General features: G+C 59.2%; 15 protein-coding genes. 7 read left to right on the top strand and 8 right to left on the bottom strand.

The genetic code is table 11. The features are described from left to right. Positions 1-6 precede the first annotated feature (6 nt). The gene (locus Tel_14985) at positions 7-981 is read right to left on the bottom strand and encodes a hypothetical protein (GenBank protein ALP54346.1); all 975 of its coding nucleotides are present in this window, start codon (positions 979-981) and stop codon (positions 7-9) included. Between the two features lie 229 nt (positions 982-1,210). On the opposite strand from Tel_14985, the gene Tel_14990 reads away from it, so the two are divergent. The 3 genes from Tel_14990 (at position 1,211) to Tel_15000 (ending at position 3,414) form a co-directional block, all read left to right on the top strand. Beyond that, positions 1,211-1,702 (top strand): hypothetical protein, encoded by a 492-nt coding sequence (locus Tel_14990; GenBank protein ID ALP54347.1) that lies wholly within the window; start codon positions 1,211-1,213, stop codon positions 1,700-1,702. Between the two features lie 148 nt (positions 1,703-1,850). Next, positions 1,851-2,534: a hypothetical protein gene (locus Tel_14995; GenBank protein ID ALP54348.1), complete on the top strand. Its 684-nt coding sequence runs from the start codon at positions 1,851-1,853 to the stop codon at positions 2,532-2,534. A 514-nt stretch (positions 2,535-3,048) separates the two neighbouring features. Next, on the top strand, positions 3,049-3,414 hold the full coding sequence (locus Tel_15000) for a hypothetical protein (protein ALP54349.1): 366 nt from the start codon (positions 3,049-3,051) through the stop codon (positions 3,412-3,414). A gap of 118 nt (positions 3,415-3,532) precedes the next feature. Here the strand turns inward: Tel_15000 and Tel_15005 are convergent, their stop codons facing one another. Together Tel_15005 and Tel_15010 are read right to left on the bottom strand one after the other, a co-directional pair. Continuing rightward, complete coding sequence (locus Tel_15005; GenBank protein ALP54350.1) at positions 3,533-3,793, bottom strand: RNA-binding protein; 261 nt, start codon at positions 3,791-3,793, stop codon at positions 3,533-3,535. Between the two features lie 109 nt (positions 3,794-3,902). Further along, on the bottom strand, positions 3,903-4,109 hold the full coding sequence (locus Tel_15010; protein ID ALP54351.1) for a cold-shock protein: 207 nt from the start codon (positions 4,107-4,109) through the stop codon (positions 3,903-3,905). Between the two features lie 527 nt (positions 4,110-4,636). On the opposite strand from Tel_15010, the gene Tel_15015 reads away from it, so the two are divergent. Beyond that, positions 4,637-4,975 carry a hypothetical protein gene (locus Tel_15015; protein ALP54352.1) on the top strand — a complete coding sequence of 113 codons (339 nt, stop codon included), beginning with the start codon at positions 4,637-4,639 and terminating at the stop codon, positions 4,973-4,975. Between the two features lie 103 nt (positions 4,976-5,078). Here Tel_15015 and Tel_15020 read toward each other — a convergent pair whose 3' ends face one another. Next, the gene (locus Tel_15020) at positions 5,079-6,155 is read right to left on the bottom strand and encodes a hypothetical protein (GenBank protein ALP54353.1); all 1,077 of its coding nucleotides are present in this window, start codon (positions 6,153-6,155) and stop codon (positions 5,079-5,081) included. 442 nt (positions 6,156-6,597) lie between these two features. Between Tel_15020 and Tel_15025 the strand changes: the two genes are divergently transcribed. Continuing rightward, entirely contained in the window at positions 6,598-7,074 is a 477-nt protein-coding gene (locus Tel_15025) for a hypothetical protein (protein ALP54354.1), read from the top strand. A 4-nt stretch (positions 7,075-7,078) separates the two neighbouring features. Here the strand turns inward: Tel_15025 and Tel_15030 are convergent, their stop codons facing one another. Both Tel_15030 and Tel_15035 read right to left on the bottom strand, forming a co-directional pair. Continuing rightward, positions 7,079-7,612 (bottom strand): hypothetical protein, encoded by a 534-nt coding sequence (locus Tel_15030; GenBank protein ID ALP54355.1) that lies wholly within the window; start codon positions 7,610-7,612, stop codon positions 7,079-7,081. 75 nt (positions 7,613-7,687) lie between these two features. After that, positions 7,688-8,623: a hypothetical protein gene (locus Tel_15035; GenBank protein ALP54356.1), complete on the bottom strand. Its 936-nt coding sequence runs from the start codon at positions 8,621-8,623 to the stop codon at positions 7,688-7,690. A 184-nt stretch (positions 8,624-8,807) separates the two neighbouring features. Between Tel_15035 and Tel_15040 the strand changes: the two genes are divergently transcribed. Next, on the top strand, positions 8,808-9,221 hold the full coding sequence (locus Tel_15040; GenBank protein ID ALP54892.1) for a hypothetical protein: 414 nt from the start codon (positions 8,808-8,810) through the stop codon (positions 9,219-9,221). A gap of 202 nt (positions 9,222-9,423) precedes the next feature. On the opposite strand, the gene Tel_15045 is transcribed toward Tel_15040, so the two are convergent. Then, positions 9,424-9,810 carry a hypothetical protein gene (locus Tel_15045; GenBank protein ID ALP54357.1) on the bottom strand — a complete coding sequence of 129 codons (387 nt, stop codon included), beginning with the start codon at positions 9,808-9,810 and terminating at the stop codon, positions 9,424-9,426. A 110-nt stretch (positions 9,811-9,920) separates the two neighbouring features. After that, on the bottom strand, positions 9,921-12,233 hold the full coding sequence (locus tag Tel_15050) for an RNA-binding transcriptional accessory protein (GenBank protein ALP54358.1): 2,313 nt from the start codon (positions 12,231-12,233) through the stop codon (positions 9,921-9,923). Between the two features lie 137 nt (positions 12,234-12,370). On the opposite strand from Tel_15050, the gene Tel_15055 reads away from it, so the two are divergent. After that, positions 12,371-13,168 carry a UDP pyrophosphate phosphatase gene (locus Tel_15055; GenBank protein ALP54359.1) on the top strand — a complete coding sequence of 266 codons (798 nt, stop codon included), beginning with the start codon at positions 12,371-12,373 and terminating at the stop codon, positions 13,166-13,168. The last annotated feature ends 179 nt before the right edge of the window (positions 13,169-13,347 follow it).

Consider the following 13,347-nt stretch of genomic DNA (forward strand, 5'->3'; position numbering starts at 1 on the left):
GCTGAATCAGCGCTTGTAGCCCGTGACCATGATAAAGGGGCTGGGCGGCGCCATTTGGCGCGATTCGATGTCGACAAAGCCCACTTCGCGCAGCATCGCCTCCATCTCGGCGGTGGAATAGGAGCTGCCGCCGACGGTGTTGATGATCTGGTTGACGCCGATCAGGGCGGCCAGTTGCGGGCCTTTTTTGTCGGCGTGCAGCAGCTGTTCCTGGATCATGATGACGCCGTCTTTGTTCATGGACTCATAGCATTTCCGCAACAGCTTTTTGATGTTCTCAGGCGATTCCTGGTTGGTCATGGAGGACAGCAGCATGGCGTCGTTGCCGGAACCCAGCGAGTCGGTGTTGTAGTCGCCCGCACGCAGTTCGACCCGGTCTTGCATGCCGTACTGGTCAACGATCTCTTTGGCGATCTCGAGGTTTTGTTCGCGGTCCATGGCCACGGCCTTAAGGCCATCATACTTTTCACAGAACTTGACCGCGAAGGTGGCCGGGCCACAGCCCACGTCCATGAGTTGGGTCTTGCCGGACAGGTCAATCATGTCAGTAAGCACGTCGGACTGGGATAGGGCACGGTTGTGCATGCCCATCATATAGTTGCGCGTTTCCTCGTCGCTGTAGGCCTGGTGCATCAGAGCCGACGGTGTACCGGTCTTGACTGTGTTATAGAGTCCGCCCCAGGCCTCGTACCAGTTCTCGAACATGTAGACGATGCCGCCCTGGTAGAACTTGCTCGATTGGGTGAGAAAGGTCTGGCTGAAGTCGTTATTGCGGAAGGTGTCGCCGTCGCGGTCGAGAAAATCCATCGACACCAGGGCGCTGAGCAGGGCGCCGAGGCAGCGGCGGTCCGACTCGGTCTCCCGGGTCAGGGTGTCCAGGTCCTTGGCCTGGCCGTCCAGCAGATTGAAAACATCCAAGCGGTTGGCGGCGTGCAAGGCACAGGACTGCCAGTAGGCCGAGGCCACCTGCATCACCCGCATCGGGTCCATTCCATCGGGGAGTCCCCAGCCCGTGTTGTCGTTTTTATCCCATGACTCAGACATTCAAACCTCACATATTCCATATAAAGCAAAATAAACACAGCACAGCAATATGAATCATAGGGAATTTTTTGTCCAGCCGAGGGGCGCATGGGGTTACACTGAAGACGCCCCGCCGGATTGCAGGCGTGTTCGACGGGGGTTGATTAAGCATTTGATATAAAGAGGAATAGCTGTGGTGCTGAAATGCGGCGAGCTGGCGCCGCCCGAATTGCAGGCGTTGCTGGGGCGCTATGACATGGCGCTGGCGTGGGTGGCGGACGAGGCAGCGATTCCCGGCAGCTATTGGGGCGACAGCGAAGCGGGGCTGATCGCCAATCGTCTGCTGGTGCGTAACGATACGCCGCTGCACTCGGCCTTGCATGAGGCCTGTCATTACATCTGCATGGACGGTCGGCGTCGCGCCGGCCTGCATACCGACGCCGGCGGTGGCTACGACGAGGAAAACGGTGTCAACTATTTGCAAATCCTGTTATCGGACTATATCCCTGAGTGCGGCCGGGAGCGCATGTGCGCCGACATGGACGCCTGGGGCTACTGTTTTCGTTTGGGTTCGGCGCGCGCGTGGTTTGAGCAGGATGCCGAGGACGCTCGGCAGTGGTTATTGACCCACGGCGTCATTGATGTGGCGGACCGGCCGCGCTGGCGTCTGCGGGCATAATGCGCATGTAAACATGTAAATAATTGTATCCTGAGCCGACCTGCCCGTTGAATTGACGCGTATATTGGCCATAGAATTGCAGCGACGAAAACAATAACGATACGACATAAACTAAGGGGTAGACATGAAGAAAGCAGCTGTGCTTGTTTTGGGCGTTTTGGCGGCGGGTGCGGCCGCAGCGCAGGATGGCGGCGCTGTATGGAGCGGCGAGGCGGAGTTGGGCATTGTCGCCACCGAGGGGAATACCGAAACTCAGACCATCAACGCCAAGGCCAAGGCCGTCAACGAGCGTGACAAGTGGAAGCACCAAGCCAGTGTCGACGCGCTCAATACCGAAGACAATGATACCACCACGGCCGAGCGTTACACGCTGACCGGCAAGACCAGCTACAAGCTCTCCGTGCGTGATTATCTGTTCGGTATTGTGACTTACGAAGACGATCGTTTCAGCGGCTACGACTGGCGCGCCAGCGAGGCGGTGGGTTACGGCCGGCGCGTGATTGCGCAGGAGGATTTGGAGCTGGACTTAGAAGCCGGTGTCGGTGCGCGCCAAAGCAAACTGGATAACGGCACCGAAGAGGACGAGGGCCTGATTCGCCTCTACGGTTTGTTGGCCTGGGACGTCAGCGATACATCGAAATTCACTCAAGAGCTGAGTTCGGAAATCGGTGAGGATACCACCATCTCCAAATCGGTGACCGGCCTCAAATCGCAGATCAACGGTAGCTTGGCGATGAAGCTCACTTACAGTGTCAAGCACGTCTCTGACGTGCCGCCCGGCATTGAAAAGGTGGATCGCGAAACCGCCGTGACCCTGGTCTACAGCTTCTAGCGCTATACGGAGACGAACTAAAAAACAACGTAGCACTCGCCCATGACGGCGATGGCGTTGGCCTATGAAGGCGATAACAGCGAGCTGGATGAACGTTTTCGCGAGGCGGAACGCGTTTCATTTTTTGCCGCGCCCATCCCCGTTGTCATATATCAACCCGAGTAACAACGGGACCCGAGGGTCGCCGTCCTGCGCCGGCCCCAGGCACTCCTTCATGGCAGCGGCGTCACTAGCGTTGTTATAGGCCCTAGTGCCGTCTGCCAGATCGGCCTGTGTCGCGATAGGCAGCGGGCCGAATGCGCATATCGCGGCGCACACAGGCTGCGGTGTTGCATGGTGTCCTCTGATATCGCTGGGGTCGGTCCCTTTGTCGAAAATCTGATCGTGGCAGCGCACGGGAGTTCAGACTATTATCAAATAGTCCCATCTGCTTAAGAGCTCGGTGCGCTTTTCTTCCGGGCGTGATCTAACCAAACTGTCTGAGCGCATTGCTTGTGTACGGAGAAGCTCGAACGTGAAAAATCTTCTGCTTCCGCTGTTGATTAGTCTGCTGCCGGCCTGCGGCGATTCCATCGGTCATCACGAGCGTATCTTGCGTGATGATCTGGTGCAGGTGAAATATTCGGATGGGATTTCGCTATTGGAGGCGAAATATATCGCCGATGCCTATCTATATCTGCACGGTGGGCGCATCGGCAAGGCACCGCATGTCAAGGTGCGAGACGGCGGCGCGGTTTGGTTGTGTGATATTTATGGCGGGCGCGCCATTAGTCCGGAACGTGCCGACAGTCCGCCGGTAACGGTGGACAAAAAGACCGGTCACGTCAATTGGGCTGAAGGCCCCGAGTTGAGTCGGGTCGAACTACCCTTGATCCGGTGAGGGCTTGGTCTTTTTTTATGGACGGCCCGCTTGCTATTCATGCTACCGTGACCTCCAAGCGCGCATCCTGGATGTCCGGGCGCGGACTTGGAGTGGTGGGTTAAGAGGGCAATTGGGTTTATCTGCGTCGCCGCGATTTCTTCGGGCTTTCAAAATTTACACGCAGCGGCCGGCCGCTGAAATCCTTACCATCGAGTCCGGCGATGGCGGCGCGGGCTTCATGGCCTTCCATCTCGATAAAACCGAAGCCTTTGCACTGGGCGGAAAACACATCAGTGGCCAGTTTCAGAGAACGCACCGTGCCGAACTGGGAGAATAACTCGTGCACCTCTTTGTCGGTGGTGCTGGATGGCAGGTTGCCGACGAATAATTTTTTCACGTCAATTCTCCTTAGTGACTGACTGAGTGAGGGGGCGCTTGGACGGGCGCGGAAAAAAAGACCCCCGCTGTGACAGCGGGGGTCTGCTTATCTGATGGCTAATGGCCAATCAAACTTGCGGCTGAACTTGCGCAGCTTGCAGGCCTTTGGGGCCTTTTTCCACTTCGTAGTTGACAGTCTGGCCTTCGGCCAAGGTCTTGAAGCCATTGCCGGTAATGGCGCTGAAGTGTACGAACACGTCGTCGCTGCCGTCGCTTGGAGAGATAAAGCCGAAACCCTTGGCCTCGTTAAACCATTTAACAGTACCTGTATTCATTTTGAAATCCTCAAAAGCATAATTGTGTAGAGTGTTGCATGCAGGTGACGCAGAGGATTCAGAGAGGTGCCGAGAAGAAGGGTGTTCAGGGTGTTCTAAGAAAGCCAGCTTGAGTCAGTGCAAGCGGAATTCACTATAACCCAGTTTGCAACAGAAAGCTTGTGTTTTTTATCCTGAGCGTGCACGCGGGTGGACGGCCTCCCGACGCGTATTTCGCCGATGTCCTGCTGTTGTAAACGGATCCCCGCGGATACCCCACGGTGCCGCGCCGCGGCGGCTGGGCGGCGCGATGGGCGTGCAACGGTCGGGCATTGCTCTTCGGCCGCGCCATGCATCAGCCTAATGTGTTAATTAAATCAATGCCTTGAAGTGGTGTTGCCGGGGCGGGCTGTTTCATCGGAAAAAACGATAAGCATGTTCGTAATAATCAATTTCCTATATTTATTAAGCTGGATTAAACTTCTTTCAAAGGATAGAAAAGAAGTAATTAGCACTCGTTTTAAATTTATTATAAAGAGGATACGACCATGAAAATGAAGCATATCAATATGGCGATGGGGTTGGCAGCGACACTGGCCGTAACTTCAGTACAGGCGGGCGCATACTCGCCACTGGCGGCGGATCGCTACGGTGCATCCCCTTTCGTCAGCCAGGTATTGGTGGCTGAGAAAGAGACTCAAGTCTCAGCGATTCATATAGAAGCCCGCGAGCCGCAGCGCAGCTACCAAGCGTTTGCCGCCAACAGCTACAAGGCCTCACCCTTTAAGTTTCGCGCCGCGCGTGAACCCCTGGATACGGACGTTCAGGTCGGCCAGTTCGAAGGTACCGGCTTCAAGCTCTTCAGCGCCGACCGCTACTACAAGTAAGGCCTGTTGATGCGCCGCTCCGTTCTCCGCTGCGCAAGAGATGATTAAATGATGACGGCCACCCGCAGGTGGCCGTCGTTTTTTTTGCTGACGCCCGTCAGGCCTATTTGTGGGTCCAGGCGAAGTTATAGCGAATACCCGCCGACACCACATTGCTGTCGTTACCCAGGGCGGCGATGGCGGTGTTGTTGTTGGACGTGGTGTGCGGCGCGCTGATGTAGGTATAGCCGCCATTGGTGTCGTTATCGATGGCGGAGTAGAGCGCAAACACCTCGAGATCGTTGTTCAGCATGTGTGATACGCCCAGGGCGTAATAGGTCGCACCGCTATCCGTGCTGTTGTCGATGTCGTCTGCCATGGCAAAGGCCAATTTCACGGTGGTGTTATTGATGCGATGGCCGACGCCGAAGTAATAGGCGTTGCGCGAATTGTCGCTGGCATCGGTGACCGTGTCATACATGCCGGTCAACACAGTCTTGTCCTTGAGTGTATAAGTCAGCGCCAGTTTGGTGGCCGAGATATCGTTGCCAGTGGCCTGCCCATCCACGTCGTAAGACAGTGAGGCGTACAGGGCATCACGGCTGTAGTTAAACTGTCCGCCGAAATCGTTGCTGCCGTCGTCGCTTTCATCGGCGCCGTACTGCAGATGCCAGCTGAAACCGTTGATGTTGGGACCGAAGTAGATCAGGCTGCTGCCGATGCCGCCGTCGAAATAGATGTCGCTGGTGCCGTCCAAGTTTCTATCCCCGGTGGTGCCCATGATGGCGCTGTAATCGGCGGCGGTGCTGCCGAACATGTCCAGGTGATTGGTAGAGGTCTTCCAGGGGCGGCCCTGAAAACCGAGTGCGACGATGCCCCAGTCGTCATTGGACAGACCGGCCCAACCGTCGCGGCCGCCGCCGAACAGGCTGCTGTCACCCGCCCCGCCGCCGGCGTCCATACCGACGAAGCTGTCGAACAGATACACAGCAGTCAGGTTTTCATCGATACTTTTGGTGCCCTTAATGCCAAAGGCGGAGTGATTGTTGCTGATGGCGGTGGTGCTGGCCGTGGTGTTGTCCAGTGCCTCAATCGACAAACCGACTGAACCATAAATCGTCAATTCGTCGGCGGCTGCCGTGGTGCTCAGACCCAGGGCCAGGGCGACGGCTGTGACGCATTTTTTTTTGTGGGTGAACATGTGGTGTGTTCCTCTCTAGAGTTTGAATTGAAAAAAGACTTTGTTGTGCAGGCCGGCATTTCGCGTCATTGCTGAGCGCTTTGCCCGGCGCTGAAAAGGCTTTTCAAACCCGCATTAGGGGATATCCCTGATTTGGCGTGTGTCAAAAGCATCTCCTGCGTAAGGCGGCCGGTAGACGGATGCATGCTTAAACCTGTGGACCCCACTGGCATCTTTTTCGTCCAAATCCTTAATATCTTTAGCGGTTTAGGTGGGTTTCCCTAGGTTAGGCGTGAAGACGACGGGGTGCTTGATGCCGATCTGGAATTGGACCAAATCCCAATTCAACGCCAGCTAGTTAAGAGGGCGCCGATAATTTGCCGCGCCAAATATTTTTGCCCAGCGGCGGTCATAACAGCGACAATAGAAAATATTTTTTATTGGTTTAGGAAAGCTGACGACAATGGCGAAGCAAGGCGTGCAAGCAATCGGTCAAGCCCGTCCCTGCGGCGAGTGTTCCTTGTGTTGCGACGGCTGGGTCAAGACCGAGGTGTTGGGCCAGCGGGTGGATGTGGGCCAACCCTGTCCGTATAGCTCGGGCCATCATTGCACCATCCATGAAACTCGGCCGGAAGATCCCTGCCGCATCTTCTTTTGCGGTTGGGCCGAGCCCGGCAGCCGCCTGCCGGAGTGGATGAAGCCCAGCGAGTGTGGGGTGATTGTCATCACCGGCAGGTCCAGCTGGCACGGCCGGCCGGTGGATGTCCTGGTGGCTGCAGGCGGCGAGATCGAGCCGCGTGTGCTGGAATGGTTTCAGGCCCATGCGCTCAAGGAGCGGCGCCCCTTCGTGTTCCAGAGCAACGAGCAATGGTTCGGTTTTGGGCCGCCCGAGTTTCAGCAGGCGGTGAAAGAACAGGGGCGGTTGCTGTTTGAGCGCTGAGTGCTCAAACGGTGTAATGAATGATCTGGCAGTTGTCGACCTCGATGTCGCGCAAGCGCTCGTCTGATATGTTGCCCGCGAAATGGGCGATGACCACCCGCAGGGTCTCTTCGTGGGCCACGACCAGAATGGCAGCGTTGGGCTGTCGTTTCAGCCACTCGATAAAGCCGCTGACGCGCTGTTTGTGATCCAGCAGTGATTCGCCGCCGTTGGCGCGAACATGCAGCGGGTCGTGCCCGGTGGCGGCGAAATAATCCGTCACCGGGCGGCCGTCGAAGCCTGAGCGAATGTCATTGATATCGGGGTGTTCTTCAATCGGGATATGGTGATAACGGTTGATAATCTCAGCCGTCTGTCGTGTGCGCGGCAAGGGGGAGACGATGATGCGCTCCAGCCCGGCGTGACGCAGTGCCTCGGCGGCGTGCTGCGCCTGTTTGACGCCCGTTTCAGTCAGGTGTACATCCCGGCTAGGATCATCGTTGCAGAGTCCCAGGTCGTTATAGTTGGTGCGTCCGTGACGGGTGAAATAGAGTTCCACGGCGGTCTTTGCGGCAGATGTGGCGGAGGGGAAATGGTGGCACGGATTGCGCCGTCGGGAAAGATGCGCTGCGCCTTAGCGGCGTGGGTTGCCGTTTTTCTGTTTGAGCTTTTTCCAGGTTTCCGAGTCCGGGGTGGTGGCCCACTCCCACACGCGTCTGAACAAACCCTTTTTTCGCGTCGGCAACTCGGCGGCGGGCGGGGGCGGGGCTTCGAAGCTCGAGCTGAACAGGGTTTGTTTCTGAATCTCGGGTAACTCCTCGGCGTGCGGGTCGGCCTGCTCTGCGGCTGGATGGGTGTCGAACGTGGAGATCTCATGCTCGCTCATCTCCACCATTTCCATGGCCACCGGCATGGCGCTGATGCTGTTGCCGCTGTCGAGATGGTTTAGGTTATCCTGCAGATCCTGGTGGGAGGCGGTGAGGAATTGCTGCATAGCGTGCGACAGCTCCGGTTTGGCCAGCATGCGCTCGGTCTCGGTCATCATGGTGACGATCTCGGTGCGGATGACCTTGCGATAGGCGCGCTCCTTTTGTTTGACCGTCGAGAGCCGGGCGCGAATCTGCTCGGCGGGGATATACAGCTCAGAGGGCTCGGTGGCCTCGCCGCGGCTGTGCAGCAGCACGCGCAGGGCGATCGCCGTCTGGGACTGTTTCTGGTAGTCCTTGAGCAGGGCTTCGATCTTGCCCGCTTCGGGGCCGACCAGGACCTCATCGTCCAGCTCCGAGATCTTGAGAATGCGCCCCAGGTTGGTCCTGACCACCCGCTCCAGGGTCGCCAGGCTTTGCATCAAGGTCGCGCTGGGCTGAGACTTGGTGGAATCCTGCAGCCGGGTGTAGGTGAGCACCACCTCTTTGGGAATATCGGAGCTGGGCTGGCCCAGCAGCAGTGAGGCCTCGAGACTATCGTGCAGACGCTCGATATTGACGGCGATCTTGACCGCCTTTTCCAGCGCCTCGCGCTTTTCCTCGAGGGCTCTGATTTCCTTGCCGGGATCCCGCTTCGCTACCACTACCTGCTCCTGTCGTGCCGCTGTGGGCCGATCATGGGTTTGCCGTTCACTAATCGGTCGGCATACTCTGTTTTATGATAGCGTCCGCCGGCGCGCTTTGTTGAGCACCGCTAGTCGCTGCCGGTCTCCGTGCGATACCCGGGGTTTATGTCTAACTTAATGAACGGTGGTGAAATTTTTGTCAGTGCTGCGGATTTCCAATAAACTCGCCATTGCGCTGCGGGAGGTCGAGCTCAATTTTATCCGCGCCCAGGGCGCTGGCGGCCAGAACGTCAACAAGCTCGCCACAGCGGCGCATTTGCGTTTTGATATCAGGGCTTCATCCCTGCCCGAGATCTACAAGGAACGATTGCTGGCGTTTAAAGACCAACGCATCAGTCGCGACGGGGTGGTCGTCATTAAGGCTCAGCGCTATCGCAGTCAGGAGAAAAATCGCGACGACGCTTTGGCGCGTCTGGCCGATTTGCTGCGCAAGGCCACCCAGACGCGCAAAAAACGCAAGGCCACCAAACCGAGCCGGGCGGCGCAGCGGCGGCGTCTGGAGGGCAAGATAAAGCGCGGCCGCCAGAAAGACCTGCGGCGCAAGCCCGAGGTGTAGCGCTTATTCGGAGGTGCGGCGGCGGGCCGCGCATTTTTGCAGAATGCTGAGGCGTTGGCCGCGGTCGGCGGCGGCCCATGCGCTGATCTCCGCCAAGCTTCTGAAACAGCCCAGGCAGATATCGTTTGGGTCCAGGCAGCAGCGCCGTACGCAGGGTGAGGCGATATCCCTTGGCCGCTCGTCATCCATCGGCAGGCTGAGCCTATTGAGCGCCGGCGGCGTGGGTCTCGTGCAGCAGCTCAGCGGCGGCAACGATGATGCAGTCGCCCTCTTTGTCCGGGCATACCGCTGGCAACAGCTCATCCCGCTCCATGCCCGGCAGCCATTTGTCCAGCCAATCAGTCAGGGGGATGGCTTGTGGCTGGCAATCGGCGAACTCACCGCTGGCCCAGGCCGCGGCCATCTCCCGGTGCGGCCAGACCGGTAGGTGCTCTTCGCCCGCTTCCGTCAGAATCACCCAGCCTTCGTCCCCGGCCAAGCCCCAGACCTGCTTCAGTTCGACTGTCTTACGGATGAAATAGTCATAACGCTGCTCGGCGGGCATGCGCTCGATGGCGTCGAGTTCGGTGGTGCTCAGTGGCTTGCTCATGGGGATACCTTTAATGGGTGGCGCAGGTGCGAATGGGGGCGCCATTATAGGGCGCCGCGGCGGGTCCGGCAAACCGCGTCATGGCACCGCCGTGCACAGCGGTTTGGGTGTCAGCGCTTGAGATCGGCAAACGCCGCCGCCATGGCGCCCTGGGGTTGCTGTTCCTGACGCGGTTTCTGTTTGCGTTTGCCGCCGCGCGGCATGTCGGCGGTGCGTTCTTCCTTGATGCGTTCGCCACCGTCGGACTGTTTTTTCATGGAAAGGGCGACGCGTTTGCGTTTCAGGTCCACGTCGAGCACGCGCACCTTGACCACGTCGCCGGCCTTGACCACGTCGCGCGGATCGCTGACGTATTTGTCGGCCAGCTCGGAGATGTGCACCAAGCCGTCCTGGTGCACGCCGATGTCGACGAAGGCGCCGAAGTTGGTGACGTTGGTGACCACGCCTTCCAGCAGCATCGCCTCTTTCAGGTCCTTCAGCTGTTCCACGCCCTCCTTGAAGCGGGCGGTGGTGAATTCGGGGCGCGGGTCGCGGCCGGGTTTGTCCAGTTCGCTCAAGATATCGCGCACCGTGGGTTCGCCGAACTGCGCGTCGGTGAACTGTTTCGGGTCGAGTTTTTTCAGGTAGCCGCTGTCGCCGATGAGCTGACGGATATCTTTGCTGGACGATTGGGCGATGCGTTGCACCACCGGGTAGGCCTCGGGGTGGACGGCGGAGGCGTCGAGGGGGTTGTCGCCGTCCATGATACGCAGGAAGCCGGCGGCCTGTTCGAAGGCCTTGGGGCCGAGGCGGGTCACCTTGAGCAGCGCCTGACGGTTCTTGAAGGCGCCGTGGGCGTTGCGGTAGTCGACGATGTTCTGCGCCAGGGTGGTGTTGAGCCCGGCGATCTGGGTCAGCAGGGCGGCGGAGGCGGTGTTCACATCCACGCCGACGGCGTTGACGCAGTCTTCCACCACCGCTTCCAGCATGCGGGCCAGTTGGGATTGATTGACATCGTGCTGGTACTGGCCCACGCCGATGGCCTTGGGTTCGATCTTGACCAGCTCGGCCAGCGGATCCTGCAGGCGGCGGGCGATGGAGGCGGCGCCGCGCAGCGAGACGTCCAAATCGGGGAATTCGCGCGCCGCCAGTTCGGAGGCGGAGTAGACCGAGGCACCGGCCTCGGACACCATGATCTTGGTCAATTTCAATTCGGGGTGACGCTTGATGAGATCGGCGGCCAGTTTGTCGGTCTCGCGCGAGGCGGTGCCGTTGCCGATGCTCACCAGGTCGGCGTGATGCTTCTTGGCCAGCTCGGCCAGGATGTGGATGGATGGGTCCCATTGGTTCCTGGGTTGATGGGGGTAGATCGTGGCGGTATCCACCAGCTTGCCGGTGTTGTCGACCACGGCCACTTTGACGCCGGTGCGCAGGCCGGGATCGAGGCCGATGGTGGCGCGCGGCCCGGCGGGGGCGGCCAGCAGCAGGTCTTTCAGATTGGAGGCGAACACCTTGATGGCCTCCAGCTCGGCCTGTTCGCGCAGCTGTCTTTTCAGCTCCATGTCGATGTGCATGGCGAGCTTGACGCGCCAGGTCCAGCGCACTGTGTCGGCCAGCCATTTGTCCGCCGGGCGGCCTTCGTTACGAATCTCGAAGCGTTTGGCAATCATGCTCTCGCCCTCGGTGGGGGTGCGGTTGGCGGCGGCCTCCGCGTCGCCGGGCAGTTCCAGCGATATATTTAAAAAGCCTTCGCTGCGGCCGCGGAACATGGCCAGGGCGCGGTGTGAAGGCACGGCCTTGATGGCCTCACTCTTGTCGAAATAGTCGGCAAATTTGGCCGCCTCATTTTCTTTGCCCTCGATCACTTGGGAGCGCAGCAGGCCGTGTTCCCAGCCGTAGTCGCGCAGTTGGCCCAGTAGTTCGGCGTCTTCGGCAAATCTCTCCATCAGGATCTGGCGCGCGCCGTCCAGGGCCGCGGCGGTGTCCTTGATCTCATGGTCGGGGTTGAGATAGTTCGCCGCCTCGGTTTCGGGGTCGAGGCTCGGGTCGTTGAACAGGGCGTTGGCCAGTGGCTCCAGCCCCGCCTCGCGCGCGATCTGGGCCTTGGTGCGGCGCTTGGGTTTATACGGCAGGTAGAGGTCTTCCAGGCGCGTCTTGGTGTCGGCGTCGAGAATGGCCGTCTTGAGCGACGCGGTCATTTTGCCCTGCTCCTCGATGGATTTGATCACCGTGGTGCGGCGCTCCTCCAGCTCGCGCAGATAACCGAGACGCTCCTCCAGCAGGCGCAGCTGGGTGTCGTCCAGGCCGCCGGTCACCTCTTTGCGGTAGCGGGCGATGAAGGGCACGGTGGCGCTTTCGTCCAGCAGCGCGATGGCGGCGATGACCTGGGCCTCGCGGGCGTTCAATTCCTGGGCGATGCGCTGTTCGATGGTGGGCAATGACATGGGGTGCGGTCCTTTCTTAACTGCATAAATCCGAAATCGACGCGGCCATTATACGGAGACGCCTGATGTCGTGCACCGGACAAGACGCGAGGGTGTTTGCCGGGTAGAATAGCCGCACTTTTTGCCGGAGCAAGGTGATGGATTTCATACAGATTCTGGTGTTGGCGGTGTTGCAGGGGCTGACTGAGTTCCTGCCCATCTCCAGCTCCGCGCACCTGATCCTGGTGCCGGTGATCGCCGGCTGGCAGGACCAGGGCCTGGCCTTCGATGTGGCGGTGCACTTGGGTACCCTGGCGGCGGTGGTGTTCTATTTTCGTCATGAGTTGCAGCTCATGACGCGGGACTGGGCCACCTCCCTGGCGCGGCGTCAGACTGTGGGTGACAGCCGTCTGGCTTGGGCGGTGCTGTTCGGCACGATCCCCGTGGGGCTGGCAGGCTTGCTGTTCGAAGGGATCATCGAGACCCATCTGCGCTCCACTCTGGTGATCGCCGCCACCACCATCCTGTTCGGTCTGTTGCTGGGCTGGAGCGACTGGCGCGGCCGCAGCAGCCGTGACGAACACAGCATCACCTGGCGGGATATCCTCATCATCGGCTGCGCCCAGGCCTTGGCCCTGATCCCCGGCACCTCACGTTCCGGCATCACCATGACCGCCGGCCTGATGCTGGGGCTGACGCGCGCGGCCGCGGCGCGCTTCTCCTTCCTGCTGTCCATCCCGGTGATCCTGTTGGCCGGCGGGCTCAAGACCCTCGAGCTGATCGGTGCCGGCCTGCCGGTGGACTGGACCGCCCTGGTGCTGGGGGCCGCGGTGTCGGGGCTGAGCGCCTATCTCTGCATCCATGTTTTTCTCAAGCTGTTGGAGCGCATCGGCATGATGCCGTTCGTGATCTATCGCCTAATCCTGGGCGGGATATTATTGTTGCTGGCGTTGTGATGCGCGGCCAAACCGATGCTTGAACGGATTGATCTATCGGCTATTTTTGTCAAAATCGACCAGCTTTTGCTGGACCGTTGTCCTTACGTATTGTAGGATTAAAAGACCGCGATATTTGTCAGGGTATTAACGTGATTACCGGCAGGGTAATTCAAAAAAGTCTAGGGTTTGGTAATACC

This window comes from Candidatus Tenderia electrophaga (assembly GCA_001447805.1).
Lineage (GTDB): Bacteria > Pseudomonadota > Gammaproteobacteria > Tenderiales > Tenderiaceae > Tenderia > Tenderia electrophaga.

Coding starts and splice junctions, on each gene's coding strand:
- Tel_15055 (ALP54359.1), top strand. CDS start 12,371: ATGGATTTCATACAGATTCTGGTGTTGGCGGTGTTGCAGGGGCTGACT.
- Tel_15025 (ALP54354.1), top strand. CDS start 6,598: ATGGCGAAGCAAGGCGTGCAAGCAATCGGTCAAGCCCGTCCCTGCGGC.
- Tel_15010 (ALP54351.1), bottom strand. CDS start 4,109: ATGAATACAGGTACTGTTAAATGGTTTAACGAGGCCAAGGGTTTCGGC.
- Tel_15015 (ALP54352.1), top strand. CDS start 4,637: ATGAAAATGAAGCATATCAATATGGCGATGGGGTTGGCAGCGACACTG.
- Tel_15045 (ALP54357.1), bottom strand. CDS start 9,810: ATGAGCAAGCCACTGAGCACCACCGAACTCGACGCCATCGAGCGCATG.
- Tel_15050 (ALP54358.1), bottom strand. CDS start 12,233: ATGTCATTGCCCACCATCGAACAGCGCATCGCCCAGGAATTGAACGCC.
- Tel_14985 (ALP54346.1), bottom strand. CDS start 981: ATGCGGGTGATGCAGGTGGCCTCGGCCTACTGGCAGTCCTGTGCCTTG.
- Tel_15020 (ALP54353.1), bottom strand. CDS start 6,155: ATGTTCACCCACAAAAAAAAATGCGTCACAGCCGTCGCCCTGGCCCTG.